24 protein-coding genes are annotated in these 24,701 nt (G+C 65.9%); 8 read left to right on the forward strand and 16 right to left on the reverse strand.

Annotated features, from left to right (window positions below; all coding sequences use genetic code 11):
- Positions 1-2: 2 nt before the first annotated feature.
- Both HLA98_RS06750 and HLA98_RS06755 read left to right on the forward strand, forming a co-directional pair.
- Positions 3-1,322, forward strand: coding sequence for an ABC transporter permease (locus HLA98_RS06750; protein ID WP_057501138.1), 1,320 nt, complete (start codon positions 3-5; stop codon positions 1,320-1,322).
- Positions 1,323-1,333: 11 nt separating this feature from the next.
- On the forward strand, positions 1,334-2,548 hold the full coding sequence (locus tag HLA98_RS06755; protein WP_057501139.1) for an ABC transporter permease: 1,215 nt from the start codon (positions 1,334-1,336) through the stop codon (positions 2,546-2,548).
- Positions 2,549-2,651: 103 nt separating this feature from the next.
- Here the strand turns inward: HLA98_RS06755 and HLA98_RS06760 are convergent, their stop codons facing one another.
- From HLA98_RS06760 to HLA98_RS06800, 9 genes are all read right to left on the reverse strand, one after another.
- Positions 2,652-3,185 (reverse strand): lipocalin family protein, encoded by a 534-nt coding sequence (locus HLA98_RS06760; RefSeq protein ID WP_057501140.1) that lies wholly within the window; start codon positions 3,183-3,185, stop codon positions 2,652-2,654.
- A gap of 8 nt (positions 3,186-3,193) precedes the next feature.
- Positions 3,194-4,267, reverse strand: coding sequence for an SAM-dependent methyltransferase (locus HLA98_RS06765; RefSeq protein ID WP_057501141.1), 1,074 nt, complete (start codon positions 4,265-4,267; stop codon positions 3,194-3,196).
- Positions 4,264-5,049, reverse strand: a complete 786-nt coding sequence (locus HLA98_RS06770; RefSeq protein WP_057501142.1) for a DUF1295 domain-containing protein — start codon at positions 5,047-5,049, stop codon at positions 4,264-4,266. The genes HLA98_RS06765 and HLA98_RS06770 overlap by 4 nt, the downstream gene beginning before the upstream one ends.
- Complete coding sequence (locus HLA98_RS06775) at positions 5,046-5,591, reverse strand: DUF2878 domain-containing protein (protein WP_057501143.1); 546 nt, start codon at positions 5,589-5,591, stop codon at positions 5,046-5,048. The genes HLA98_RS06770 and HLA98_RS06775 overlap by 4 nt, the downstream gene beginning before the upstream one ends.
- Before the next feature lies 1 nt (position 5,592).
- The gene (locus tag HLA98_RS06780) at positions 5,593-6,852 is read right to left on the reverse strand and encodes an SAM-dependent methyltransferase (protein WP_057501144.1); all 1,260 of its coding nucleotides are present in this window, start codon (positions 6,850-6,852) and stop codon (positions 5,593-5,595) included.
- Positions 6,849-7,616, reverse strand: coding sequence for a DUF1365 domain-containing protein (locus HLA98_RS06785; protein WP_057501145.1), 768 nt, complete (start codon positions 7,614-7,616; stop codon positions 6,849-6,851). Before HLA98_RS06785 ends, HLA98_RS06780 begins: the two co-directional genes overlap by 4 nt.
- Positions 7,613-8,890, reverse strand: a complete 1,278-nt coding sequence (locus HLA98_RS06790; protein WP_057501146.1) for an NAD(P)/FAD-dependent oxidoreductase — start codon at positions 8,888-8,890, stop codon at positions 7,613-7,615. The genes HLA98_RS06785 and HLA98_RS06790 overlap by 4 nt, the downstream gene beginning before the upstream one ends.
- A 1-nt stretch (position 8,891) precedes the next feature.
- On the reverse strand, positions 8,892-9,842 hold the full coding sequence (locus HLA98_RS06795; protein ID WP_057501147.1) for an acyl-CoA desaturase: 951 nt from the start codon (positions 9,840-9,842) through the stop codon (positions 8,892-8,894).
- An 81-nt stretch (positions 9,843-9,923) separates the two neighbouring features.
- Positions 9,924-10,691, reverse strand: coding sequence for a hypothetical protein (locus HLA98_RS06800; protein WP_057501167.1), 768 nt, complete (start codon positions 10,689-10,691; stop codon positions 9,924-9,926).
- Between the two features lie 133 nt (positions 10,692-10,824).
- On the opposite strand from HLA98_RS06800, the gene HLA98_RS06805 reads away from it, so the two are divergent.
- From HLA98_RS06805 to HLA98_RS06815, 3 genes are read left to right on the forward strand one after another with little or no spacing between them, the layout of a single operon-like run.
- Positions 10,825-11,448, forward strand: coding sequence for a sigma-70 family RNA polymerase sigma factor (locus tag HLA98_RS06805; protein ID WP_049449486.1), 624 nt, complete (start codon positions 10,825-10,827; stop codon positions 11,446-11,448).
- On the forward strand, positions 11,445-12,119 hold the full coding sequence (locus HLA98_RS06810) for a ChrR family anti-sigma-E factor (RefSeq protein ID WP_057501148.1): 675 nt from the start codon (positions 11,445-11,447) through the stop codon (positions 12,117-12,119). The genes HLA98_RS06805 and HLA98_RS06810 overlap by 4 nt, the downstream gene beginning before the upstream one ends.
- 13 nt (positions 12,120-12,132) lie before the next feature.
- On the forward strand, positions 12,133-12,825 hold the full coding sequence (locus HLA98_RS06815) for a Rossmann-fold NAD(P)-binding domain-containing protein (protein WP_057501168.1): 693 nt from the start codon (positions 12,133-12,135) through the stop codon (positions 12,823-12,825).
- A 2-nt stretch (positions 12,826-12,827) separates the two neighbouring features.
- Here the strand turns inward: HLA98_RS06815 and HLA98_RS06820 are convergent, their stop codons facing one another.
- The 4 genes from HLA98_RS06820 to HLA98_RS06835 all read right to left on the reverse strand — a co-directional run bounded on the left by HLA98_RS06820 (position 12,828) and on the right by HLA98_RS06835 (position 18,623).
- Positions 12,828-15,227, reverse strand: coding sequence for a response regulator (locus tag HLA98_RS06820; protein WP_057501149.1), 2,400 nt, complete (start codon positions 15,225-15,227; stop codon positions 12,828-12,830).
- On the reverse strand, positions 15,220-15,687 hold the full coding sequence (locus HLA98_RS06825) for a response regulator (protein ID WP_057501150.1): 468 nt from the start codon (positions 15,685-15,687) through the stop codon (positions 15,220-15,222). The genes HLA98_RS06820 and HLA98_RS06825 overlap by 8 nt, the downstream gene beginning before the upstream one ends.
- Positions 15,684-17,921 carry an ATP-binding protein gene (locus HLA98_RS06830; RefSeq protein ID WP_057501151.1) on the reverse strand — a complete coding sequence of 746 codons (2,238 nt, stop codon included), beginning with the start codon at positions 17,919-17,921 and terminating at the stop codon, positions 15,684-15,686. The genes HLA98_RS06825 and HLA98_RS06830 overlap by 4 nt, the downstream gene beginning before the upstream one ends.
- Before the next feature lie 117 nt (positions 17,922-18,038).
- A complete protein-coding gene (locus HLA98_RS06835) occupies positions 18,039-18,623 on the reverse strand; it encodes a biliverdin-producing heme oxygenase (RefSeq protein WP_057501152.1) in 585 nt (194 codons plus the stop codon).
- A gap of 127 nt (positions 18,624-18,750) precedes the next feature.
- Here HLA98_RS06835 and HLA98_RS06840 point away from each other — a divergent pair, with 127 nt between their 5' ends.
- Positions 18,751-19,044 carry a hypothetical protein gene (locus HLA98_RS06840; RefSeq protein ID WP_049449534.1) on the forward strand — a complete coding sequence of 98 codons (294 nt, stop codon included), beginning with the start codon at positions 18,751-18,753 and terminating at the stop codon, positions 19,042-19,044.
- Positions 19,045-19,068: 24 nt separating this feature from the next.
- Here the strand turns inward: HLA98_RS06840 and HLA98_RS06845 are convergent, their stop codons facing one another.
- Together HLA98_RS06845 and HLA98_RS06850 are read right to left on the reverse strand one after the other, a co-directional pair.
- Positions 19,069-19,554, reverse strand: coding sequence for a TspO/MBR family protein (locus tag HLA98_RS06845; RefSeq protein ID WP_057501169.1), 486 nt, complete (start codon positions 19,552-19,554; stop codon positions 19,069-19,071).
- A 72-nt stretch (positions 19,555-19,626) separates the two neighbouring features.
- Entirely contained in the window at positions 19,627-21,822 is a 2,196-nt protein-coding gene (locus tag HLA98_RS06850) for a translocation/assembly module TamB domain-containing protein (protein WP_057501153.1), read from the reverse strand.
- A gap of 133 nt (positions 21,823-21,955) precedes the next feature.
- Between HLA98_RS06850 and HLA98_RS06855 the strand changes: the two genes are divergently transcribed.
- Complete coding sequence (locus HLA98_RS06855; protein WP_057501154.1) at positions 21,956-22,435, forward strand: GNAT family N-acetyltransferase; 480 nt, start codon at positions 21,956-21,958, stop codon at positions 22,433-22,435.
- A 22-nt stretch (positions 22,436-22,457) separates the two neighbouring features.
- Here the strand turns inward: HLA98_RS06855 and HLA98_RS06860 are convergent, their stop codons facing one another.
- Positions 22,458-23,576 (reverse strand): sensor histidine kinase, encoded by a 1,119-nt coding sequence (locus HLA98_RS06860; protein WP_057501155.1) that lies wholly within the window; start codon positions 23,574-23,576, stop codon positions 22,458-22,460.
- Between the two features lie 303 nt (positions 23,577-23,879).
- Here HLA98_RS06860 and HLA98_RS06865 point away from each other — a divergent pair, with 303 nt between their 5' ends.
- Entirely contained in the window at positions 23,880-24,251 is a 372-nt protein-coding gene (locus HLA98_RS06865; RefSeq protein ID WP_170272463.1) for a DUF3653 domain-containing protein, read from the forward strand.
- Positions 24,252-24,701 lie beyond the last annotated feature (450 nt).

A 24,701-nucleotide genomic window follows, 5' to 3' on the forward strand; every position in this document is an offset into this window, starting at 1 on the left:
CCATGATGGGCTATTACCTGAAGCTGGCGCTGCACAACGCCAGGCGCAATACAATCATGACCGCATTGATGGTGCTGGCGGTTGCCGTGGGAATCGGCGCCAGCATGACCACGCTGACCGTCACCCACCTGCTTTCTGGAGATCCGCTGCCCGGCCGCAGCGATCGGATCTTCTATCCGCAGGTGGATGTCGATCCCGGATCGAAAGGGCGCGAGCCGCACGACGTGCTCGACTACCGGACCGCGCATGATCTCTGGTCATCCGGCCAGGCGGACCGGCAGACCATGGTGGTGGTCAATCCGCTGAAGCTCCGTTCGGATCTGGCCGGGATGGCGCCGCTGATGGGATCTTCGATCTCGACCACGGCGGACTTCTTCCCCATGTTCGAGGTGCCCTTTCAGTATGGCCGTGCCTGGACGGCCGAGGATGACCAGCGTCGCGGCCGCGTCGCGGTCATCTCGGCCCGGTTGAACCAGCGCCTGTTCGGGGGCCGCGACAGTGTCGGACAGACCCTTCGGGTCAAGGACACCCATGTGCAGGTCATCGGCGTGCTGGATCATTGGCGGCCCTCTCCCTTGTTCTACAAGATCAGGGGCGGGCGGTTCTCGGGGGGAGAGACCTCAAGCTTCTACGCCGCGGCCGATGACATCTATCTGCCGATGTCGACCAGCCTGGATATCAACGAGGGCGACTTCCAGCCTTTTACCTGCTGGGCGACGCCCGAGACCCCGGGCGTGCTGCAGAACTCGCCCTGCGTGGCGGTCGCGGTCTGGGTGGAGCTCGGCAGCCCGGAGAAGGTGGCCAGCTATCGTCACTATCTGTCCAACTACGCGGGCGAACAACAGCGTCTGGGGCGCATCCGGCACGCGGACAACACCCGGCTCCGTTCGTTGATGGAGTGGCTGGACTTCAACCAGGTGGTGCCAAGTGACGTGAAGATGCAGACGGTGCTGTCCTTTGCGTTCCTGGTGGTCTGCCTGGCCAATGTCGTCGGGCTGCTGCTGGCGCGCTTCCTGCGCCACGGTGGAGAAATCGGCCTGCGACGCGCGCTGGGTGCCAGCCGGCGTGCGGTGTTCACACAATGCATGCTGGAAGCGGGGCTGATCGGTGTTGCCGGAGGGGTGGGCGGGCTGCTGCTGACCCTGCTGGGCCTGTGGGTGATCCGTGTCCAGCCGGTTGCCTACGCGGACCTGATGCATCTGGACCTGGCCATGTTCATGACCCTCTTTGGCCTTTCCCTGTTGGCCAGCCTGGTGGCTGGCGCGATTCCCGCCTATCGCGCCAGTTCGATCCAGCCTGTGGCGCAGCTCAAGCTGCTGTAAAGGAAACGATCATGCAAACCGGACTGATCATCGCAGCGCTGCGCAAGCACCGGCTGGCCACCCTGTTGATCGCAGTGGAGATCGCGCTGGCATGCGCCGTGCTGTGCAATGCCATCTTCATGCTCACGCAGAAGGGGCGTGCACTGAACCTGGACAGTGGCATCGCCGAGTCGTCACTGGGCATCGTGCAGCTCTCCGGATTCGACGCCGCGCAGGCCGCCGATCTGAATGCCCGTGTGACCGGCGCGCTGCACGCGATTCCGGGTGTAACGTCGGTCGGCATCATCAGCGCCGTTCCGTTCGGTGAACCGGGCGTCCGCGCAGGCGTTCATACCGATGAGAGTGGCAAGGTCTTCGGTGGGGTCCTCGACTTCTACCTGGGTGACGCGGCGGCGATCCAGGCGCTGGATCTGAAGCTGTTGGCCGGGCGCTTGCCGGATGCCGCCGAGTACGCGCCGATCGGGCAGTACGTGCCCGCCAATGCGCCGATCCTGGTAACCCGGCAGCTTGCGGAGCGCTACTGGCCCGGTGAGCCGGCGGTCGGGCACAGCCTGTGGTCGATGGACAGCCGTTTCACCGTCATCGGCGTGGTCGAGCACCTGGCCGTATCACAACCCGGCGGAGGGGAGGCGCTGGGTAACGACTGGTCCGTGCTGATGCCGGCCAAGCCGGGCCCGCAGTTGGCGGGGCGCTACCTGGTGCGGGCCGCGCCCGGAGCGCTGCCCCGGGTGATGGCCGACGCACAGCGGGCGGTGGCGGCAGTGGCCCCCGACGTGGTGTTCGACCAGGCCGCCAGCCGCACCGTCGCCGAGCTGCGCGCGGACTATTTTCACGGAGGACGGTTGATGATGGCCCTGCTGGCGGGCGTGATCGTCGCGCTGCTGGGGGCCACCGCGCTGGGCATTGTCGGCCTTGCCAGCTACTGGGTAGAGCAGCGGCGCAGGCAGATCGGGATCCGCCGTGCGCTGGGTGCAACCCGCCGCGACATCCTGCGTTACTTCCAGCTGGAGAACTTCCTGGTCGTGAGCCTGGGTGTCGTCGCTGGTGCGCTGCTCGCCTATGCATTCAACCTTGGTCTGATGCGGTTCTACGAACTGCCACGGCTCCCCTTGGCGTACCTGCCGATCAGTGCGCTGGCGTTGTGGCTGCTGGGGCAGGTGGCGGTGCTTGCACCTGCATTGAGGGCATCGTCGATCATGCCCGTGCAGGCCATCCGGTCTGCCTGATTTCCGTTGCTCAGGACGCTCTGCGGACGCACCCGGCATCGTGGGTGCGCGGCGTCGGGCCGGCGCGCAGTGTCCCTGCATTCGCGGGCTTCTGGCGAGTGCATCATCGCACCGACTGCGGCACGCGTCGCAGCTTGCGGGTGTCATAGCCCATCGCGGCAATGCGCTGCACCGCCTGCTGGTAGTCACTGTCCGACACCTGCGGGGTGCGGGCCATGTACCAGACGTAATCGCGCTTGCTTCGCGCCACGATGGTCTGGCGGTAGCTTTCGTCGAGCCAGGCGATCACGTACTCAGCCTGGATCGGCCAGATGAACTGCATGCCCCAGATCGCACCATTGCCTTCCTTCTCGACACGGCCGATGGGATGCATCGACTTCTGTGGTGCATCGAAGCTGCCTTTGCGGTAGGTGAAGGTGGTCTGGATGCGTCCATCGGGGCGCAGTGCATAGCTCTCCACGGCGTCGAAGGCCTCGCGTTCAGGGCGCGATGGGATATGCGCGATCACGTACCAGTCGCCCATGAAACGCGGCACATCCACCGACGGCGGACGCGGCAGCGGGCGGGTATCGCTGGAACTGCAGCCGGAACCGAACAGGCCGACCGCGATCAGGGGAAGCAGCGAAAACATGCGCATGGGGGACCTCAGCGGGGGCGGAACAGATAGTGGGCCACCAGCCACTGCTGGCCGTCGTCGTAGCCGAACAGCTCGGCGCATGCCATCCAGAACATCCGCCAGCGCTGCCACCAGATCTTCGCTGCAGCCTGGCCGTAGGTGGCGATCAATACCGGCATCACCTGCTCGCGGGCTGCATCCTGGTTGGCCAGCCAGTGGTCGGCCGTGCGCTGGTAGTGGGTACCGTCCAGTAGCCAGCGCTGGTCCAGGCGCAGGTCGCGCTGGAAATGCAGCAGCGTGTCGGCCGCAGGCATCAATCCGCCGGTGAAAAAGTAGCGGCCCATCCAATTGTCACCACCGTCGGTCTCGAACGGATACATCAACGTGCGATGGGCGAAGATGTGCACGAACAGCGCACCATCCGGTTTCAGCCACCGTGCGATGCCGGCCAGCAGGCGCTCGTAGTTGCGCACGTGCTCGAACATCTCCACTGAAACGCAGCGGTCGAACCGCGCTGTCGGCAGGTCGAGTTGGTTGACGTCACACGTCAGCACCTCGACGTTGCCCAGGCCGCGCGCCTGGCACTGCGCCATGATGTGCTGGCGTTGGCTGTGCGAGTTGGACACAGCGGTGATACGCGCCTGCGGATAGCGCTCGGCCATCCACAGGGTCAGTGAGCCCCAGCCGCAGCCCAGCTCAAGAATCTGCTGGCCATCGGCCAGTCCGGCGCGCTGGCCGTACAGTTCCAGCATGGCGTCCTCCGCCTGGTCCAGCGTTTCGCGCCCGGTGGGGTAGTAGCAGCTGCTGTACTTCAGTCGCTTGCCCAGGCAGGCCTGGAAGAATGCCGCAGGAACTTCATAGTGCTGGCGATTGGCCGCGTCGGTATGCAGCGCGAGTGGACTGTCGGCCAGCTCGGCGATGCGCTGGCTGAAGCGTGCGGATTGGCCTTCGATGCCACCTTCGCTTTCCTCATGCAGGCGTCGCGCGCACAAGCGGCGGATACCCGCGCGCAGCGCCGCATCGGGGACCAGCCCGCGTTCGGCCCAGGCGATCAGCCCGGTTTCCGCATCTTCGGCTGGATTCAGTGACGGGATCGCGCTCATGCGGAATGCTCCTTGGAAGAACGGGGAAACCAGGGAAAGAACATCGGCGTGCTGCGCTGGTAGTCGCGGTAGTCATCGCCACGGCTGCGCAGCGCCTGCTTCTCGGTGAATGGAATGCCGCTGAGGTAGCGCAGGAACACGTACATCAGCAGCGGGCCGGCCCAGGCCAGCCACCACAGTGGTGAGCCGACCGCGAGCAGGACGTAGCTGAACCAGTGCAGCCACTCGAAGAAGTAGTTGGGATGGCGGGAATAACGCCACAGCCCCTCGCGGCAGGTGTGGCCCTTGTTCGCCGGATCGGCGCGGAAGCGGGCCAGCTGATGGTCGGCCAGGCTTTCGCCGCCGACGCTCAGCAGCCAGACCAGCGCTGCGGCGACCACCCACAGGGTCAGGTCGCCCCGGGGATTGGCGGCCACCGCGACGAAGGGCAGGGCGAACAGGGCGATCAGCAGCGCCTGCGCCATGAAGAAGCCGAAGATCTTGCCCTGATGGCCCTGCCAGTATTCGCGCAGATAGCGATAGCGCCCGTCTTCCGGTTCGCTGCGAACCCGGTGCCACAGGTGCAGGGCCAGTCGGCTGCCCCACAGGCCGCCGAGTACGCCCAACGCAACCCGCGGCACCATCGCGCCATCGCCGAGCAGCGCCAGCAGCAGGGCGGAGGCGGCCACGCCCTTGGCCCAGAGCACATCGACCACGCCGATGTTGTGGCGGCGGCGCTGCCAGGCCCAGCCCCAGCTCATCACCAGTACGGCATACAGCAGGACCCACAACAGATTGATCATGATGGTGCTCCGGCCAAAGGCGTAGGGGTGATGCGGGAGCCGCGACGGGCGACCTGGCACAGCAGCGAAAGCGCGATGCTCCAGCCCACACCCAGCACCAGCGGCCCCTGCCACAGCGGCGCATGGAACCGGACCGCATCGAATCCCCGCGCTGCGGAGAGATAGGCCAGCGGTGCCAGCAGCAGGCCGAACAGGGCCGGCAGGGCGAGGTGCCGCTGCAGGAAACGCATCGACCTGGTCAGCGTCATCGCGAACGCCGCCCACAACGCCATGATCCAGGGCGGCGGCACCCAACCCAACGGGGCTGCCGCGTAGCGCACCGTACCGCTGGCGGCGGCACTGGCGTCGACCAGCCATGCGCAGGCCAGCGCCAGCATCATCAGCCGGACGTCCAGCCGCACCTGCGGCGAGGTCAGCAGCTGGCTGCCGATGTAAAGCAACGCTGCCAGCAGCGCCGGCCATTGCAGGCCGTGCCCGGCACCGGCTACGGCACAGAGCCAGACCAGCTGGTTGCCAAGCAGATTGCCCCATGGCCGGCGCATCTCAGGTGGCCTGGCCGGGCGGGACGGCGGGCCGATGGCCGGGACGTGCGAGAACCAGATGCGATACGCCGATCGAACGCTCGAGGAACCCACCCTCGCAGTAGGCCAGGTAGAACTCCCACATCCGGCAGAAGCCGGCGTCGAAACCCTGCGCCTGTACCGTAGGCAGCTGCGCCAGGAAGCGCTGGCGCCAGGCACGCAGCGTCAGTGCATAGGAATGCCCGAAGTCCTGCTGCGCGATCAGCTGCAGGTCGCTGGATCGGGTCTTGGCGGCCATGATCGCGTTGATCGACGGAATGAAGCTGCCCGGGAATACATAGCGTTTGATGTAGTCGACGCTGCGCCGGGCCTGCTCGTAGCGATGGTCCTCGATGGTGATGGCCTGCAGCAGGGCAACGCCATCCGGTTTCAGCAGCCGCTGCAACGTGGCCATGTAGGTGTCCAGGTACTCTGCGCCGATGGCTTCGATCATCTCGATCGACACCAGTTTGTCGTACTGGCCCTGCAGGTCGCGGTAGTCCTGCATCAGCAGCGTGACCCGGTCCTGCAGGCCGGCGGCGCGGACACGCTCGGCCGCCAGTGCGTGCTGTTCTGCGGAGATGGTGGTGGTGGTGACATGGCAGCCATAGTGCTGCGCTGCATGCACGGCAAACCCGCCCCAGCCGGTGCCGATCTCGACCACGCGGTCGCCGGGCTTCAGCGCCAGCTGTTGGCAGATCCGATCCAGCTTGCGCCGCGACGCTGCCTCCAGTGGCTCGCTTTCGGTGTCGAACAGGGCCGAGGAATACATCAGGTCCGGCGACAGGAACAGCGCGAAGAAATCGTTGCCGAGGTCGTAGTGCGCGGCGATGTTGCGGCGGCTGCCTTCACGGCTGTTGCGGCGCAGGCGGTTCCAGCCGCGCAGCAGCCAGCCCCCCACGCGGGCCGGGCCACGTTCCATGCCGTCGAGCAGATCGCGATTGCGCACCAGCAGGCGTATCAGTGCGACCAGGTCGTCACAGTGCCACTCGCCGTGGATGTAGCTTTCTCCTGCGCCGACGCTGCCCTGTGCCGCGACCTTTCTATAGAACGCGGGGTCATCGATGGTGACGGTGACATGCAGTTCGCCGCGGGCATCACCCAGCCAGACTTCGCCGAGCGCGTCGCGCACGCACAGGCGGCCGTCACGCAGCGGCGCAAGCTGGGCCAGCAGGCGGCGGCGCAGGAAGGCATCCAGTGTGCCGGGGCGCGGCAGCGCGACCGAAGGAGTGATCGAATTCATCGCGGTTTCTCGGCAAGGGTAGGGTGGTCATGCACGGGGTTGCGCTTCAGCCACAGCCGCAGTGCGTGCCAGTGGATGGCGGCCACCACCTGGGTGGTCATCAGTGGGTAGCAGGCCAGGACCCGGGCCAGCCCGCGACCGTCCAGGGCATGCCGCTGCATGGCCTGGGTGGCATCGAACTGGCGCACGCCGTCGCGCCAGACCTGCATGTGCACGCGCAGGTCCTGACCCGGGCGGTTGAACCGCCAGTCGTAGTGGCAGTCCATCGGCATGAACGGCGATACATGGAAGCGCTTGTCGAACTGCCAACGCAGTGAACTGCCTTGGTGCGTGGCGGTAGCGACCGGCAGCACATAGGCGTGCCGTTCCTTCCAGGGCGTGTTGGTGATCTCGGCGACGATGCAGTCCAGCGTGCTGCCATCGGCCTGGTAGCAATAGTAGAAACTGACCGGATTGAACACATGCCCGGCGAAGCGAAGATGGGTGAGCAGTCGTACCGGGCCGGTAGGCCTGTAACCGAGCGTGGCTGCAGCATGGTCGCGCACCGCATCGGCCAGCGGCTGCGCCCGGTCACCGAAGTAGTCGCTGCGGCGGAACTCGGCGAGATTGCGCCGATTGACCGACCACAACCAACGCCCGGCGAACACCGTATCGAGTTCATCCAGATCGAGCAGCAGCTGCGCGATCGGGTAACGGAATGCATGCGGATGCGGATGATGCCGGCGATGCATCACCTGCCCGAAATAGAGCGCACTGGCGCTCATGCCGCCACCTCGCCCGGAGCCTGTGCCCGCTGGTGTGGCGCGCAGGCCTGCAGGGCGTCGACCACGCGTCGGGCACTGCGGATACCATCCTCGTGGAAGCCCCAACCCCAATAGGCGCCTGCAAACCAGGTGTGGCGACGACCCTGCAGTTCCGCCCAGCGCTGCTGCGCCCGCACTGCGGCGTGGTCGTGTACGGGGTGCGCGTAATGCAGGGTTCGCAGCACCTTGGTGGGGTCGATTGCCTCGCTGCGGTTAAGCGTCACTACCAGGGGGGTGTCGCCGGGCAGGCCCTGAAGCAGATTCATGCAGTAGCTGACGGTGCAGGGCGCGGCGCGATCCTGCGGCACGTGCGCGTTCCACGCTGCCCAGGCCTTGCGGTTGCGCGGCAGCAACGAGGCATCGGTATGCAGCACCGCCTCATTGGATTGATAGCGGATGGCGCCCAGCACCTCACGCTCGCCGGCGTCCGCATCGGCCAGCAGGGCCAGCGCCTGGTCGCTGTGGCAGGCCAGGATCACTTCGTCGAAGGCCTCCACGCCAGCAGCGCTGTGCACGCGTGCGCCCCAGGGCATGCGTTCGACGGTGCTGACGGGGCATTGCAGCCGCTCATGCACGCGCCAGCGGCGGCGCAGCGCATCCACGTAGCGCGCCGATCCGCCGCTGACTACCCGCCAGCTCGGGCGGCCGGTCATCTGTAGCATCTGGTGATTGGCCATGAACTGGGCCAGGTAGCGCGCCGGGAAGTCCTGCACGGTGACCGCCGGTGACGACCACAGTGCCGAGGCCATCGGCAGCAGGTGCTCGTCGATGAACGCCTCGCCATAGCGCTGGCTGCGCAGGTACTCGCCCAGCGTGGGGCCGTCTTCTTCGGCCAGCAGCAACGGCGCGTCACGATAGAACCGGCGAAGGTCGGCCAGCATGCCCCAGAAACGTGGCGATACCAGGTTGCGGCGCTGGCAGAACAGCCCATCGAGCGAGGTGGCGTTGTACTCCACGCCGCTGCGCTCACTGTGCATGGAGAAGCTCATCGTGGTCGGTTGCGAGGCTACACCCAGCTCGTCGAACAGCGCCGTCAGCAGCGGATAGTGCTGGGGGTTGAACACAATGAAACCGGTATCCACCGCCAGGCGTGCGCCATCGACCTGCACGTCGTGGGTGTGGGTGTGGCCGCCGAGGTAGTCGTTGGCCTCGAACAGCGTGACGTCGTGCTGGCCATCCAGCCACCAGGCACTGGCCAGCCCCGCGATACCCGAGCCGATGATCGCAATACGCACGTCAGTACCTCGCCTTGGCCAGAACCCACCCGGGGATGGGCTTGAGCCCTTTGACCAGGCCCAACATCGACATCGCGCGCAGTCCGTACCAGGTCAGGTCCACCTCCCACCAGCGGAATCCCTGGCGCACGGTGCCGGGGAAGAAATGATGGTTGTTGTGCCAGCCTTCGCCGAAGGTGAGCAGCGCCAGCCACAGATTGTTGCGGCTGTCGTCGCGGGTCTCGAAGCGGCGGCGACCGAAACGATGCGCCAGCGAGTTGATGGTGACGGTGGCATGGAACAGCACGATGGTGGAAATGAAGAAGCCCCAGACCAGCAACTGCGGTCCCGAGGTGTGCAGGCCAGGCGCCCAGCGCTCCAGGGCGGCGCCCAGTGCGTACAGCGCTGCGGCCAGCACGACCGGCACCGCGGTATCGAAGCGGTCGAGCCAGCGCAGCTCGGGGAAGCGCGCCAGGTCGGGTACCCGCGACAGATCCGTGGCGAAGGCTTCTCGGGTCAGGAACCAGCCCATATGGCTGCGCCAGAAGCCGCCTTCGCGCGGCGAGTGCGGATCCAATGGCTGGTCGGCGTGACGATGGTGGTGGCGATGATGGGCAGCCCACCACAGCGGACCGCGCTGCACGCTGGAAGCGCCGATGACAGCGAACACGAACTGCACCGTTCGTGACGCCTGGAAGGTGCGGTGCGAGAAGTAGCGGTGATAGAACGCGGTGATGGCGAACATGCGCACCGCATAAAGCGCCATGGCCACGGCGACCGCCGTCCACGACACACCTACCCAGATCACCGCGATGCACGCCAGGTGCATCAATGCGAAGGGTACCGCGCGCAACCAGTCGATGCGGCCGGGCCGTTCACCGGTGGCCACTACGCCATTGCCGGTATCGAACCAGCTCTGGAGCGTACGCAGCAGGCGCCAGCGTCGACGGGGGAGGGGCGCTACAGAGGCCATGGCGGATCTCGGCGGGTGTCTTGGCTATCTGTACGCAGCAGAGCGTGCAGTGGATGCGACGCGACACGGAAAATTTAGCCTTCACCCGGGCGTCACGGTGCAGCGGTCAACCAAGGGCTGCGTCCATACCCGCTGCCAGTCGCTTGCCGGTCGCTCGGCAGCTGGCGAGCTGAAGCGCACCGTCACCGGCGGGTAGCTGCCGCGGGCATCACGCAGGTTGCTGGTGCCTCGGAACTCCAGCAATCGACGGTCGGCGTTGGCATAGACCAGTGACAGGCGGGGCGCGACGCCGCCGTACCAGGTGTCCAGACTGACGTCGATCGATTGGCCATCGATACCCTGCCAACGTACCGGACCGATGCGCCGCACCTGCACCGGGAAATAGCGCTGCCGTCCCGGCACCAGGAAGGGCAGGCTGATGCGTTCGCCGCGCAGCAGCGCCGGCCAGTGCGCGCGCACCGCGGCGTCGAACCCTGCATCGATCACCGCGTCCGGCGGCAGTTCAAGCTGGCGACGCCGCAGCTCGCTGGCGGCATCCTCCTTCCAGGCAATCGATACCGAGTCGCCAGTGGCATCGACTACAGCGGTCTGGCCGCTGCGGCGGTCTTCCAGCGAGTAACCCCGTGCCTGCGGGCGGGCACTGGCGGGCAGATGCTTGCGGGCGAAGGGCTGGCCATCCGGGCACTGGTACAGCACCCAGCGCTCGGCACCCTCCGTTGCCTCTCGCCGCCAGTGCACTTCACGGTAGAGGATGTCGCCCTGCGCGGAGGTAGCCACGCCCTCACTACGCAGCCAGGGGGCCGCCAGCGCGGCATGGGGCAGGCACAGCAGCAGCCAGGCAGTGCGCATGGTCTTCATCCGGAGGTGGAGGGCTCAGTTGATACGGCGGGGGCGGCTGGTTGGATGCGCAGTTCCGGCTGCATCCAATTGCTGCCCCCGCGCGTACAGAGGACAGACCTTCACCCGCCCGCCGCGAACGCCGATGTACCCTGACGCCGCCAGCACTCTCCTCAACTTCGATACCGCACGCACCGTGTCCAGTTCCCAGCAGCCGAGCAGCGAGCCGACGAACTGGGCCGGAGACATGGACGGCGTAGCGCGCCTGCGCGACCGCGACTGTTTCATGCGGATCTACGACTACTTCATGCCGCGGTTGTGCGTGTACCTGCGCGGCCTGGGTGCGCCGGATGCGGTTGCCGAGGAACTGGCGCAGGAATGTCTGCTGCGCCTGTGGCTGCGAGCGGCCGACTACGATGCGGCCCAGGGCGCGCTGAGTACGTGGCTGTACCGGATTGCGCGGAACCTGCATATCGATCGCATCCGTCGCGAGCGAAGCTGGATGCAGGTGCAGTCAGCGGTGGAGGACGCCGCCACACTGGACGTGATCGAGCGCAGCAGCGCAGAGCAGTTCGCAGACCAGGCACGGCTGCGCCAGCGCATCAACGAGCTGCCCGCAGTGCAGGCGCGGCTGGTGCGGATGTCCTATTTCGAAGCCAAGAGCCACAGCGAGATTGCCGAGGCGCTCGGCATGCCGTTGGGGACGGTGAAGTCACACCTGCGGCGTGCGTTCCTGCAGCTGCAGGCCAAAGTGGGAGGTGCGCTGTGAGCCCGCACCACCACCTGCACGAATCCACCCTCATGAGCTATGCCGCAGGCGCGCTGCCGGCGCCGTTGAGCATCGTGGCCGGTGCCCACCTGGAGCAGTGCCCGCATTGCCGTCAGCGACTGCGCGAGGCAGAGGCTATCGGCTCGGTGCTGCTGGAGCAGACACAGCCGCCTGCCGCCGACGCGCGGCGCGAAAAGTTGCGCGAGGCGATGCTGATGCAACTGGCCACGGAAGCGCCGATGACCATGGCTGGGGTCGTACGCCCCGTGTCGAAGGAGCGGCCTGAGGCCGATCCGGATCATCTGCCGGCCTCGCTGCATCCCTACTTCGGTGCGTCGCTCAGCGGACTGCATTGGCGCTGGATGGCGCCGGGTGTGCATTGCATCCGTGCCGAGCAGATGCCCTCGCTGATCATGTTGAAGATCGCGCCGGGCAAGTGCCTTCCCATGCACAGCCATGGCCGCAGCGAACTGACCCAGATTCTGCGGGGTTCATACAACGATGCGCTGGGGCTGTTCGCGCCGGGCGATGTTGCGGACCTGGATGAAGATGTGGAGCATCAACCGGTGACCGCGCCAGGGGTGCCGTGCATCTGCGTGTCGGCGCTGGATGCGCCGCTGGTGTTCAGTGGTTGGCTGGCACGGAAGGTGCAACGGTTTGTGAAGCTCTAGGGCGGGTGTGACGATGGCCGGGACGGGTGCACTACGGATTCTGTTGACCGGCGCCGCCGGCCTGGTGGGGCAGGGCGTGGCGCTGGCCTGCCAGCGCTCGCCGGAGGTCGCCGGACTGACCGCGCTGGTGCGGCGCCCGGGCAGTCTGAGCGGGCCCGGCAGCGAACTGATCGTCCCGGACTTCCTGCGTATCGACGCACGGCCTTATGAACTGGCCGGGTTCGATGCCTGCTTCTACTGTGCTGGAGCACCGCCGGTCGGCACGGCCGAGGGCGAGTATCGGCGCGTGACCCTGGACACCACGCTGGCCGTGGCCCGCGCGTGGGCTGCCGTGAACCCGCAAGGCTGCTTCCTGTATGTATCAGGTGCCGGTGCGGATCCCACGAGTCGATTGATGCCGCTGAGGGTGAAGGGCGAGACCGAGGTGGCATTGCAGGCCCTGCCGGTGCGTACCGTGATGCTGCGCCCGGGGGGCGTCAGGCCGGTCCCGGGCACTGGCACCCGTCATGCCCTGCTGAAGCCCCTGTACTGGGGCGGCGCGCCGTTGATGAAGCTGGCCGGCGCGATTTCGCCATCGTTGATGACCAGCAATCTGGCTCTCGGTCAGGCGATGATTGCGCTGGCCGGTAGAGAGCATCCGCCGGCAACGGTGGAGTGCGCGGACATCAACCGGATCGCGGCTGGCGTACCCGATCCGGGGGCCTGACCTCAGTGTGGCGCCGCCTCCAGCGCGGTGCGCACCGCGGTCGCCAGGTCACTGCGGGTAAACGGCTTCGGCAGCAGCGCAACCGCGCGTCCCTGGCTGCCCGCCTGGTCATGGTCACGTGGATAGCCCGAGGTGAACAGCACGGCAACTTCCGGCCAGCGTTCACGGACTTCACGCACCAGCTCCCAGCCCGACATGCCGGGCATCACCACGTCCGAGAACAACAGGTTCACCCTGGTATCGGGGCGTTCCAGCAGCCGCAGCGCGGAGGGGCCGTCGTGGGCTTCCAGCACGCGATAGCCGAGCAGCCGCAGCGAATCCACCGTGTGGGCGCGGACATCGTCGTTGTCCTCGGCCACCAGAATGGTTTCCTCTCGCGGTGAGTAACCCGCCAGACCGGTCTGCGGGGTGCGTGCTTCGCAAGGCAGGGCCAGCGGTGAGCGCGGAAACATCATGGTGATGCTGGTGCCACCGCCTTCCACCGAATCGATCAGCACGTGGCCGCCGGACTGCTTGACGAACCCATGCACCATCGACAGACCCAGCCCGGTGCCGCGGCCGACCTGCTTGGTCGTGAAGAACGGTTCGAACACGCGGGCCAGGGTCGCCGCATCCATGCCGTGGCCGTTGTCCCGCACCCGCAACATCACGTACTCGCCCGGTGTTGCATCCGGGAACAGGGCGGCGTAGTCGTGATCGAGGTGGCTGTTGTCGACCTCGATCACCAGCCGGCCGCCATGCGGCATCGCATCGCGGGCATTGACCGCCAGGTTCAGCACGGAGGCCTCCAGCTGGCTGACGTCGATTTCCACGCACCAGATGTCCTCGGCGCTGCGGATCTCCAGCTGCACCAGCTCACCCAGTGCACGCTGCAGCATGTCGTGCATGTCCAGCAGGCGCTCGTGGAGGTTGGCGGCCTGGCTGTGCAGCGGCTGGCGACGGGCAAACGCCAGCAGGCGCTGGGTCAGGCTGGCGGCACGGCCGACACCCTTCAGTGCGTTGCCCAGCGCCCGGCTGACCATTGCTCCGGCTTCGCCTGCGCGCTCGTTGAGCAGCATGGCGTGCTCGACGTTGCCGGAGATGACCGTCAGGATGTTGTTGAAATCATGCGCGATGCCGCCGGTGAGCTGGCCGACCGCTTCGATCTTCTGTGACTGGCGCAGCGCGTGTTCGGCCTGCAGCCGCGCGGTGGTTTCCACCGCCTCGGAGACCAGGGCGGTGACCACGCCTTCGGTATCCAGCAGCGGGCGGAACGAGAAGTCGAAACTGCGCCGCCCGGTCGGAAGCTCCAGCTCCAGTGAATGCAGGGAACTCCGGCCCTGTACGGCTGCGGCGACGGCCTGATCGATCAGCGCGCTGATGCCATCGGTTGTGGCGAACCAGAGCGATTCGCCGAAGCGCATGCCAACAATGTCCTTCTTGTCTGCAAGCACCGCGGCCAGTGACGCGTCATTGGCATCAACCACGCGCCCGGACAGATCCAGCAGAACCTGATGCTGGAAGCTGGATTCGAAGATCGCCTGCAGGCGTCGCTTGCTGGAGCGCAACTCGGCAGTGCGCGCCTGCACCTGCTGCTCGAGCAGTTGGTTGTCTTCGCGCAGGGCCAGCTCGGCCTGCTTCAGCTGCGAGATGTCGCTGCCCAGGCAGATGTAGCCGACCACGCTGCCATCGGCCGCATGCTCAGGAACACAGTCCATCTGCACGAACCGTGACTCGCCGCTGCGATGGACCAGCTCGACCTGGAAGCTGGTGCGTTCTCCCTGCAGTACCCGTTCCAGGCTGGGCAGGGCGTGTTCGAAGGCCGAAATACCGCTGACATCCCGTGCCGCCCGACCCAGCAGTTCGGCCAGGCTGACGCCGTGCCAGTCCAGGAATGCCTTGTTGGCGAAGCGGTAGCGATGTGCCTTGTCGAGCTGGGCAATCAGCGCCGGAACCGCATCGGTCACCTGCTGCAGCTGTGCCTGGCTGTCGTTCAGCGCAACCTGGGCCCGCACAAGCTGGGTGCGTTCATGGGCCTCCTGCCGTGCACGACGGATCGCGTCGGGCAGCCGCTGCAGGCGCTGCTTGACAACGTAGTCGCGCGCGCCGCGGGTCAACGCCTGCACGGCCAGCTCTTCGGTCAGCGTGCCGGAGACGAAGATGAAGGGGGTCTCCGGAACCCGCTCGCGTGCCAGCGCGAGGGCGGCATCGCCGTCGAATCCCGGCAGCACATGATCGGCCAGGATCACGTCGAACGGCCGGCTGTCGATGGCCTCGATGAAGGCGTTGCGGGTCCACAGGCGCTCAGCCTCGAAATCGAGGCCGGCACGCTGCAGCTGGGCGCTGATCAGCTCCGCATCAAGCGCGCTGTCCTCCAGCATGAGGATGCGCAGGCGCTCGCTGCGGCGCGATCCATCACGCATTGTGCTGCCCCGAGCCGTTGGGCCGATGCGGCGGTGGCTGGTTGGTGATGCCCCAGAACATGCCCAGCCCCTGGATGGCGTCGAAAAACTCCTTGAAGTCGACCGGCTTGACCACGAAGGCATTCACGCCCAGCTCGTAGCTGCGAACCAGGTCCTGCTCCTCGCGCGAGGAGGTCAGCATCACCACCGGGGTGCTGCTCAGCTGCCGGTCGCCACGCACCTGCTCCAGTACTTCAAGGCCATTGACCTTGGGCAGCTTCAGGTCCAGCAGCACCACCACCGGGCCGCCGTGCATGGCGCCGGCGAACTTGCCTTCGCAGCGCAGGTAATCCAGCGCCTCGGCGCCGTCGCGTACATGGATGACGTCGTTCAGCAACTGGCAGCGTGACAACGCGGCCAGCGTCAGCTCGGCATCCTTGGGGCTGTCCTCCACCAGGAGGATCGGCCGCAGGTCCCTCATGGGTGATCTCCTGTGGAACGGGGTAGGGTGAAATGAATCGTGGCGCCCTTGCCGGGCTCGCCCTCGGCCCAGGTACGGCCGCCATGGCGGCCGATGATACGGCGGACATTGGCCAGGCCGATGCCGGTGCCTTCGAACTCTTCGACGTGGTGCAGGCGCTGGAACACGCCGAACAGCTTGTCCACGTAGCGCATATCGAAGCCGCAGCCGTTGTCGCGCACGAAGAAGTGGTCTTCGTCGTCGTTGCGCTCGTGGCCAACCTCGATCATCGCGTGTTCGCGCTCGCGGGTGAACTTGATTGCGTTGGCCAGCAGGTTCTGCCAGACCAGGCGCAGCATCGTTGGGTCGGCTTCGACCTCCGGCAGCGGTGCGAGCGTCCACTGCACGTCGCGGCCGGTGTAGTCCAGGGCCAGGCTGCGGCGCACATCCTCGGCCAGCGCGGTCATGTCCAGCCGCACACGCCCCAGCGTGGAGCGCCCCATCTGCGAGAAGCTGAGCAGGTCATCCACCAGAGTCCCCGCGGACTTGGCCGATTCAACGATCGTATCGAGGAAGCGGCGCTCGGTATCGTTCAGGCGTTCGCCCGCCGAGCTGCCCAGCAGTTCCGAATAGCCGACGATGTGGCGGAACGGTGCGCGCAGATCATGGCTGACCGAGTAGGAGAAGGCTTCCAGTTCCTTGTTGCTGCGGAGCAGCTGCTCGTTCAGCTCGGCCATTTCCTCGGCCTTGCGCAGCACGATATCGACGATGGCCGTGCGCATTTCGTGTGCCGCGTCGCAGTCAGCGTCGCTCCACGGCAGGCTGCGCTGCTGCACGGTCTCCTTCCAGGCCTCGAACGAGTTGCGCGGGGACAGCGCCACGCCGGGCGCCGCGGCCTTGCGTGGGTCGCCGCCCCAGCGCACGGTGCGGACCACTTCCGGGCGGAACCACATCAGGTAACTGTCATGCAGCTGCGAAATGGACACCGCCAGCAGGCCGCTGGCTACGTCGGCCAAGTGCGCGGCAGGCGGCCAGTCGGCTGCCAGGTGGTCGGTGCAGTAGGTTTCCTGGCCGGCCTGCTGCGTGGCCAGCCAATTCGCCAGGGCCAGCACGTCGCTGGCGGAAGGGCACTCGCCGACACGCAGGCACTCGCCCTTGTGCACGATCGCTGCGCCGGCCGCGCCAGTCAGCGACAGCAGGCTGGCTTCGTCCTGGCGCAGGGCCGCCATGAATTCTTCGTCGCCGGCCATGCGACCCAGTAGTTTGACCAGTATCGAGCGACGGGCAACGCGCTCTTCGATCGCACGCGCACGCTCCTTCAACGCAATCTGCAGCGACAGGATCTGGCCCATGAACTCGCAGGCAGTGCGCACGTGGTAGGGCAGGCGGCGCGGCTGCACGGTGTGGCAGGACACCAGGCCCCACAAGCGACCTTCATGCACCAGCGACACCGACATCGACGCGCCGGTACCCATGTTGCGCATGTAGTGCAGGTGCACCGGCGAGACGCTGCGCAGCACCGCCAGGCTCAGGTCGGTGGGCGGCGCGTCGCGATGGTCCTCGGCCCGCATCAGCGGGGCAGGGGTGTAGTTGTTGTCCGCGATCAGGCGGACCCTGTTGCGGCGGTAGAGTTCGCGGGCCTGCGCGGGAATGTCCGACTCGGGGAAGCGCAGGTCCAGGTAGGACGGCAACAGGCCGTTGCCATCCTCCGCCACCACCATACCGTTCCAGCCAGCATCGAACTGATAGACCAGGGTGCGGTCGAAGCCGGTGAGCCGGCGCATGTGCGCGGCCGCCAGCGTGCACAGGTCTTCCACCGTCGCCGCCGATTCAATGCCGGTCATCAGTTCGCGGATGGCCGGATACAACTCTTCCAGTGAGCCCGGCTGGCCCGGGACCGGTGCTTCCAGCTCGACCAGCAGATCGGTGACCGAACGGTGCACCAGCAACTGATGCCGGCCGTGGCCGTCCAGATGCACTGCACCGACGTGGGCACTGCTGCCGACCATGGCCTGCTGGAACAACCCCTGGAACGGGGCCAGCACCCCGCCCAGCACCTCGCTGACAGGCTGCATCAATGGCTCGCCAAACTGCTGCAGCAGCCCCGGGTGGCTGATGGCGCGCTCGCGCACCAGCAGGGAGTGCGGCTCAACGACAAGAAGCACGCCGTACGGCTGGATCGCGCCGGGGGTGTGGATCGGTTCGCGCGCGCAGCCGGACAGGGCAGTGTCGTGCGCGGACTCAGCAGAAGGCATCAAGGGCGAGACTCACGATTCGTGGATGGCTGGAAAGCCCAGTGATACATCCGGTATCCATGGATGGTGAAGCAAAAGTGTGCATCCGCATACCACCACGTGTACGTGAAAGGCATTTCATTCAAACCTGAATTCTTCATCTACGCACCGGCGGACGAACTGGAAGGCGTCTGTCGCGGCTACGCAGGCCTGCGCGCGCTCGTCGGCACTTAAAACGAGCGCATCCAATCCGTCGCGCTCGCGTCTCCAGCACTCCGCCACGCCCAGTTCGGACGGGCGCAGGTGACGCGCTCCGTAGCCGGCATGAAGCTGCAACGCCGCGGCCATCTTCAACAGCACGGCGGCACCGAGCGTTGAGCCCTCCGCCACATAGCGCCAGCCCACCGCGGCCGCCTTCGAGAACGCGTGCGGCTGCGGTCGCCACGCGTGGGGTACCGGCACGATCGCGCCCAGATCACGAAGGTCCTCTTCGATCAGCGCCAAGCGGGCCGTGCCCGGATCCCACATCCGGTACAGCGGCGCAATGGTGTGGTGGAAGTGCCACTGCACGCGCAGGAAGCCGAGGTAGCGCTGGCGCGACGCGAAGATGTGCTGGTGCAACAGATGCTGGTCGAGGCGAGCATGGACCGTTCGCGTGTGTTCCTTCAGCGCGACGCTGAGCGCAACGTGATCAGGCTGTGCTGGCAAGATGGGAGTAGGCATCGGCGCGCAGCCTAGCAGACTCGGGCGTAAAGGCTGGCAGGGGTTTCGCAGTCGGTACATCTGAACTGCACGCCGGCTCGACAACGATTGCCCTACGGTGACTCCACTCTCCCTGGATGCCATGCCCGTGAACCTGCAGACCGTGCCCGCGACCCCGTACCGCATGCTCCCTGACAGCTGCCAGTTTGAACTGCTGGATGTGGATGCACTGCAGGATCCTGCCAGTGGCCGCCTGTTGCATCTGTACTCGCTGGTCGCCCGCTGCCTGTCCTGCGAGACGGTCTTCAAGGCAGAAGAAGGGCAGGGCCTGGTCAGCCATACCGCGGCGCGGGTGGTGCGATGCCCCACCGGCTGCGGCCAGCAGGCATTCAAGCCGGCGCTGCTGCGGTCATGGCGCCCGCAGGCCATTGCCCAGGCCTGAGCGGAAGACAGTCCTGTCACGTTGTTACAGCAGCCCGGGATTGGCTCGCCAGACCGCGAAGTTGAGTGCCGAAGCAAACGAGATCCAGGCAAGGTAGGGAAGCAGCAGCACCGCCGCGACCGGGCGGATGCGCGCAAACGCGACGATCGTTGCGCACACCAGCACAATCAACACAAGAATGTCAGCGAAGGCGAGGGCGCCCAGCCTCCAGCCGAAGAACAGCCAGCTCCACAGCGCGTTGACGGCCAGTTGCAGCAGATAGAGCACCAATGCCGGTCGTGCGCCTCGCCAGCCACGTTCGCGCCAGGCCAGCCACGCGGCAAGCGCCATCATGGCGTAGAGCAGCGTCCACACCGGACCAAACACGCTGGCCGGTGGCGCCCAGGTGGGAAGGGCGAGGGTGGCATAGAAGCTGGCGGCCGATGTGGATGCCCACGCGCCCAAGGCGGCCACGACGAAGGTGATCGCCACCCATCCCAGAAGTCCGGAAACCTGTGAACTCCGCTTCATACCGTGCAGCTCCGTGATGCGCATGCTCGCGTATACGCACAGAGGCCGCGAATGGATGCAGGTTGCGGGCGTTCAGTCCGAAGAGCTGGCGGTACCCGTTCCCTGGCTCGCTGGCAGCAGCGAAGGCCGTTGATCAAACCACTCGCGTGCCTTGGCCAGATGCCATTGGCGCTGGTCACCGTCCAGTTCGATCCCCGCACCCAGCAGTCCCCACCGAAGATAGAGATCACCGCGTTTGCGCTGTTCGAGCAGATCCAGCCGCGCGCGTACCGACAGGCGATCGTTCTCGGCCTGCAGCCCATCGATGACCAGATGGCCAGGGCGCCAGCGCAGCGTCGCCTGGGCCTGCACCTGGCCGGAGTCCAGCAGGGACAGGGTCCAGCGCGGGTAGTCGGTGCGCTCTGCGAACAGCGCCAGCAACGGTCGTGCATCGCTGAGATCCAGATCCGTGGTGGCGTCCACCTGGAACGGCGACTGCGCATCGATACGACCACGCTTGAAGACCGCGCGGCCTTTCCATGCAGTCGAGCCCTGCGTGCCCGCCACCTGCACGTTGCGCAGCTCGACCGTGGTGCCGGACAGATCGAAATGACGCTGGTTGAAGTCACCACGGCGCAGGGTTGCGTTCACGTCGACGTCGCCGCCCATGTCCAGTCCCGCCACCTTGGCACTGGCGTTGCGTCCCAGCAGCCGGGCCGTGCCATGGCCGACGCGCCCGTCGGTGTCGAGGGTCGCGTCACCGCTCAGGGTGCCAGTGCCACGGAGCAGTCGAACCTGTGGCGAGCCAAGGTAGCGGTTGTAGGCGGTCAGATCAGGAATGGTTGCTTCCTTGAAGCGCAGCTGGGCGCGGACACCTTTGCGCAGTTCCTGCAGGCGGCCATCGCCGGTCAGGTCGAGGGCCAGATCACGGCCGTCGAACAGGCGCACGTCCTTGGCATCGGTTGGCCGCGCAGTGAATCGCGGCAAGCGGACGGCCAGCCGTGCCTGATTGGGGCTGCCGGCCTTCAACTCGCCATGGGCGCTGGCCGTTCCCGCCAGGCGCACGCCGGCGACTTCGGCGACGGCCTCGGCGGCGGGGATGTCCACGGTGCTGCCTTCGATCAGCTCGCCGTTGCGAAGCTGCAGGTCCGCCTTCAGCGTGCCGCCGCCATCCAGCTGCAGCCATGGCTTGCGCACGAACAGGGCAGGGATCCAGTTGAGCGAGGTGAATGACCATTCGCCGCGCACGGTGCCCGAGCTGCGTTCCAGCAGCCGGGCAGGCGCCTGGAACGGGATGTCGCGCCCGCTGATGTGCAGATCCGCATCCACTTCGCTACCCGAGCCGCGACGCATGGGCAGGCGCGCCTGCAGGCGCAGGTCGTTGGCCACGTTGAGCTGCAGGGCCAGCAGGCCGCGATCCGGGGCACCATCGCCCAGGTGGAGCGGCACCTGCCAGAGCGCGTGGTCGCCGGGCTGGAGCTGACCGTCGATCATGTGGAGCGTCAGCTGGAGGCGTCCAGGCACCGGAGCACTGGAAATCTTCGGCGTGGCGACATCAGTGTCCATCCGCAGGCCCTGGCTGCGGGCATCAACCTCGAGCTGGGCATGTAGCAGTTTCAGCTTGGCCAGGCCTGGCGCCTGGTCCCGATAGTGGCGCGGATAGCTGAAGCGCGCAGTGAGATCCATGTCGCCCAGCAGCTGCACACCGTCAAAGCTGGTGTCCGCATCGCTGAACGCAACCTCGGATTCAAACAGTTCCGACGGCCCACCGCGCAGCTGCTTCAGGAACCCCACGGTACCCTGGCCCTTGCCGATGATCAGCAGCTTGCCGAAGCGTGCGCTGCGGATGCTGTCGCTGTGGATGGCGTTGAAACGCAGGGTCCAGCCCTGGTCGCTGCGCGGCGGTGAAGGGATGGCCTCTTCGACGCGGCTGATCTCGGCGGAAACTCCGGTGGCCTGCAGCCTTGGCACCCGCACCTCGCGCTGGAACAGGGGCAGCACCGCCAATCGGGCGCTGGCGCGGTCTGCATGCAACACGTAGACGGTGTGGTTCACGTGGCCGCGCATGTGCACGTTCCAGGCGATCACGTGGCCGGGCAACAGCGTAATGGCCGGCCCAGTGGTCATTACGAACTTGTGCGGCTTGCGGTTGGTGACCTGGTCGAACAGGGGTGTGTTGAGGAAGATGTTGCCGGCCAGCAGGTACAGCAGGTAGATGCCCAGCAGGACGTAGGCAGGAACGCGCCATCGACGAAGCCGGTGCGGGATGTGCGCGGAAACAGGGGGCATTTACTGCTCAAAAGGTTGGAATTTCCTCAACTATTACGGAGCGGATGGCGGTGGCGCGTGAAGCAGCTACGGGGTCGAAGCTCGATTCTGGTAGTGTCCGGCCTGGTCACGACCACAGATCTGCAGGAGACGCATGGAGATCCGGCCCGCCCGTGCAGGCGATTTCGAGGTGATGTGGGGTATGTTCAAGACGGCCATTGCGACGCAGGATGCGCTGCCCTTTGCCGGCTCTTTCGCCGTCGAGACGTTTCGCGCGCATTGGTTCCAGGTCCAGGCACCTCATGTGGCTGTGCTGGAGGGCCGGGTGGTGGGCATGTACAAGATGGGCCCGAACTTCCCTGATCTGGGGGCGCACGTGGCCAGCGCCACGTATGTGGTGGATGCGCCGGAACAAGGGCAAGGCGTGGGCCGGGCGCTGGTGGAACACAGCCTGGAGCGGGCGAGGGCGGAAGGATTCCTGGCCATGCAGTTCAATTACGTAGTCAGTACCAACGGCCCGGCCGTGGCGCTGTACCGGAAGCTGGGGTTCGATGTGGTCGGGACGTTACCGAAGGCGTTCCGGCACGGTCAGTTGGGGTTGGTCGATGTCTTCGTGATGCACAGGTTCCTGTAGTGCCGTCGCCGGGTCGGTCGCCTCAATCAGCGTTCTTTGGGAGCGTGATGACGAATGAAGTGCGACCATCCCGCCATCGTCCATGGACAGTGCCGCGGTGCGCGTGGCAGATTTCCCGCACCAGGAACAGGCCGAGGCCCAAGCTCGCGTGTTCGCCTTGTGACGCGTTGTGCGAGCCTCTGCGCAAGGGATCGAACAGACTGTTGAACGCTTCGTCCGATAGTTCGGTCCCGGTGTTGCTCACCGTGATCATGATCTGGTCGACGAGGCCCTCAAGGCTGATCCGCACATCGGTGCCGTGTTCGCCGTACTTTGCAGCGTTGGTCGTGAGGTTGTGAACCGCCTCGCGCAACGAAGAGGCGTCGAAGCAACCGCGGGCATCGCCTTCAGCCTCATACTTGATGGGGACGTGGGGCAGGGAAGCGCGAAGCAATTCGACTTCTTCGCCAAGCGATTGTGCAAGATCGCAGTCCACCGGATGAATGGCCATGCCATCGCCCAGCTTGCTGCGGCTGTAAGCCAGCAGGTCGTCGAGCAGCTTGTTCATGCGCATGCTGCCATTGAGGATCCGCTCGGCCTGCCTGGACAATGCCGGATCCTGCAGTCCACTGGCCAGAGTGTCCGCCGAGAACATGACCGCTGCCAAAGGACCTCGGAGATCATGCCCGAGCGCTGCCAGGAAGATCTGCCTCCAGGACTCGACCTCGGCAGAGAACTGAGCAAGGGATTCGGCGACCGCCTGATCGATGGCCTCATTGAAACGAAGGATGTCATCGATCGATGAAGTGATCAGCTGCTGGTCGGATGCCCATCGCCGAAGTACCGAAGCCCGGAGTGCTCGATACTCGGCCACCATCTGGTTGAGGCCAAAGCCGGCGATGGCGCGGGTTCGGCCATGATAGGACGCGGCGGACTCGGGGCCGGGCTTCAACGGTGCAAGCCCGTGGGACTTTGCGATCTGCTGGGAGGCTGTCTGCGGCGATCTGAGATCGTCTACAACTGCCTGAAGAATCTGGGGAAGATGATTCCGAAGTTGCTTTACGCTGAACTCGACAGTATCGGGCGCCTGCGTTTCGGCGAATGCCACCGCGTCTTCCAGGATTTCCCGCGCATTCCGTTCGATAAAATCAGCCAGGCGCATCGCCAAACCCGTCCTTAAGTGGTGCGTCGAGCCTACACCGGTGGGCCTGCATGCTGGGTGAGAAGGTTGGCGCCGTGGAGCCTGGTTCTGGGGGCGTTGGGAGGGTTACTGAAGGGGGCAGCATACGGCCAGGACTGGACTGCTTGGGGTTCGTCTAGGCAGACCTCTTTGTAACATAATATACATTATGCGAAATGCTGTATCGGGCGTGATCCGGTTCGTGGGCTCGGCTTGGCAATGGCTCCGCCTCTGGCTTGGCTCTTGCCTCCCTGTTGGCTCCCCCGACAAGGATGAGCTTGCAGCATGATCGAGATCGATCCGTATGACCGAACTGACCTAACCGGCCCTTGGGCCGGTTTCGGCTTCCAAGCTGGGCATATGTTCACCCCTGAAGGTCACCAGCTGGAACCCTGCGATATGGCCTGGTGGTCTCTGACCTGCAACATTGCGCGGGAATGGCGGCTGATGATGGCCGAGGCTCGCACAGACTTGGCCGAACGATCGGCTCCGGCCTCCACGGGATCCGCGACGGCGAAATCCGGCGTGATCTACCTTGCCGAAGTCCTCAGAATTCGCCGAGAACGGCGGCTGGCCGGATGTGGACCGGGTTCCGACGCCGAGCCCTCCAATGTGGTCTATCTGAGTCGTGGGCCAAGGCCCCGCCAGCGCGTGTGAGGCGCTTCCGTAGGGGCGCTGCCCCTACACCCCGAAATCACTGCTCGCGGCAACGTTGCCAGCCACCGGCAGGCGCGGAGACTTGTTCCCAACCATTTCGGAGCTTCCGAAACGCTTGGCCGCCGATGCAGGCGAATCCCGAGCGCTTGGCGGCATCGCTCCCGAGTGAAGGCAGCGACACGACGCTACCGGATGGCCCGGGGCGCCCGGCGCGACGTGCTTCGTCCTGGAGAGTGCTTGCCTCAATACCGTCGCAGTACAGCTTCATGCCTGGGTGAGGATGATTCGGCCAACGATACTGCTCGCAGTTGAATGGCGTCGTGGTCTTTGCCATCGAATTGTGCGCGGCCTTCGGGGCTGCTGGGATGGGCTTTGGCGCGGGGCCTCTCGCCGAATGTATCTGCTGCGCTGAAGCTGAGGTGGCAACGGCCAACAGTACGCACAGCGCCC

The organism is Stenotrophomonas africana (assembly GCF_013004645.1).
In the GTDB taxonomy this organism is placed as follows: Bacteria; Pseudomonadota; Gammaproteobacteria; order Xanthomonadales; family Xanthomonadaceae; genus Stenotrophomonas; species Stenotrophomonas africana.

Bases quoted from the DNA above. Each gene is read 5' to 3' on its own strand.
- HLA98_RS06750 (WP_057501138.1), top strand. From the start codon at position 3: ATGATGGGCTATTACCTGAAGCTGGCGCTGCACAACGCCAGGCGCAAT.
- HLA98_RS06755 (WP_057501139.1), top strand. From the start codon at position 1,334: ATGCAAACCGGACTGATCATCGCAGCGCTGCGCAAGCACCGGCTGGCC.
- HLA98_RS06760 (WP_057501140.1), bottom strand. From the start codon at position 3,185: ATGCGCATGTTTTCGCTGCTTCCCCTGATCGCGGTCGGCCTGTTCGGT.
- HLA98_RS06765 (WP_057501141.1), bottom strand. From the start codon at position 4,267: ATGAGCGCGATCCCGTCACTGAATCCAGCCGAAGATGCGGAAACCGGG.
- HLA98_RS06770 (WP_057501142.1), bottom strand. From the start codon at position 5,049: ATGATCAATCTGTTGTGGGTCCTGCTGTATGCCGTACTGGTGATGAGC.
- HLA98_RS06775 (WP_057501143.1), bottom strand. From the start codon at position 5,591: ATGCGCCGGCCATGGGGCAATCTGCTTGGCAACCAGCTGGTCTGGCTC.
- HLA98_RS06780 (WP_057501144.1), bottom strand. From the start codon at position 6,852: ATGAATTCGATCACTCCTTCGGTCGCGCTGCCGCGCCCCGGCACACTG.
- HLA98_RS06785 (WP_057501145.1), bottom strand. From the start codon at position 7,616: ATGAGCGCCAGTGCGCTCTATTTCGGGCAGGTGATGCATCGCCGGCAT.
- HLA98_RS06795 (WP_057501147.1), bottom strand. From the start codon at position 9,842: ATGGCCTCTGTAGCGCCCCTCCCCCGTCGACGCTGGCGCCTGCTGCGT.
- HLA98_RS06800 (WP_057501167.1), bottom strand. From the start codon at position 10,691: ATGCGCACTGCCTGGCTGCTGCTGTGCCTGCCCCATGCCGCGCTGGCG.
- HLA98_RS06805 (WP_049449486.1), top strand. From the start codon at position 10,825: ATGTACCCTGACGCCGCCAGCACTCTCCTCAACTTCGATACCGCACGC.
- HLA98_RS06815 (WP_057501168.1), top strand. From the start codon at position 12,133: ATGGCCGGGACGGGTGCACTACGGATTCTGTTGACCGGCGCCGCCGGC.
- HLA98_RS06820 (WP_057501149.1), bottom strand. From the start codon at position 15,227: ATGCGTGATGGATCGCGCCGCAGCGAGCGCCTGCGCATCCTCATGCTG.
- HLA98_RS06825 (WP_057501150.1), bottom strand. From the start codon at position 15,687: ATGAGGGACCTGCGGCCGATCCTCCTGGTGGAGGACAGCCCCAAGGAT.
- HLA98_RS06830 (WP_057501151.1), bottom strand. From the start codon at position 17,921: ATGCCTTCTGCTGAGTCCGCGCACGACACTGCCCTGTCCGGCTGCGCG.
- HLA98_RS06835 (WP_057501152.1), bottom strand. From the start codon at position 18,623: ATGCCTACTCCCATCTTGCCAGCACAGCCTGATCACGTTGCGCTCAGC.
- HLA98_RS06845 (WP_057501169.1), bottom strand. From the start codon at position 19,554: ATGAAGCGGAGTTCACAGGTTTCCGGACTTCTGGGATGGGTGGCGATC.
- HLA98_RS06850 (WP_057501153.1), bottom strand. From the start codon at position 21,822: ATGCCCCCTGTTTCCGCGCACATCCCGCACCGGCTTCGTCGATGGCGC.
- HLA98_RS06855 (WP_057501154.1), top strand. From the start codon at position 21,956: ATGGAGATCCGGCCCGCCCGTGCAGGCGATTTCGAGGTGATGTGGGGT.
- HLA98_RS06860 (WP_057501155.1), bottom strand. From the start codon at position 23,576: ATGCGCCTGGCTGATTTTATCGAACGGAATGCGCGGGAAATCCTGGAA.
- HLA98_RS06865 (WP_170272463.1), top strand. From the start codon at position 23,880: ATGATCGAGATCGATCCGTATGACCGAACTGACCTAACCGGCCCTTGG.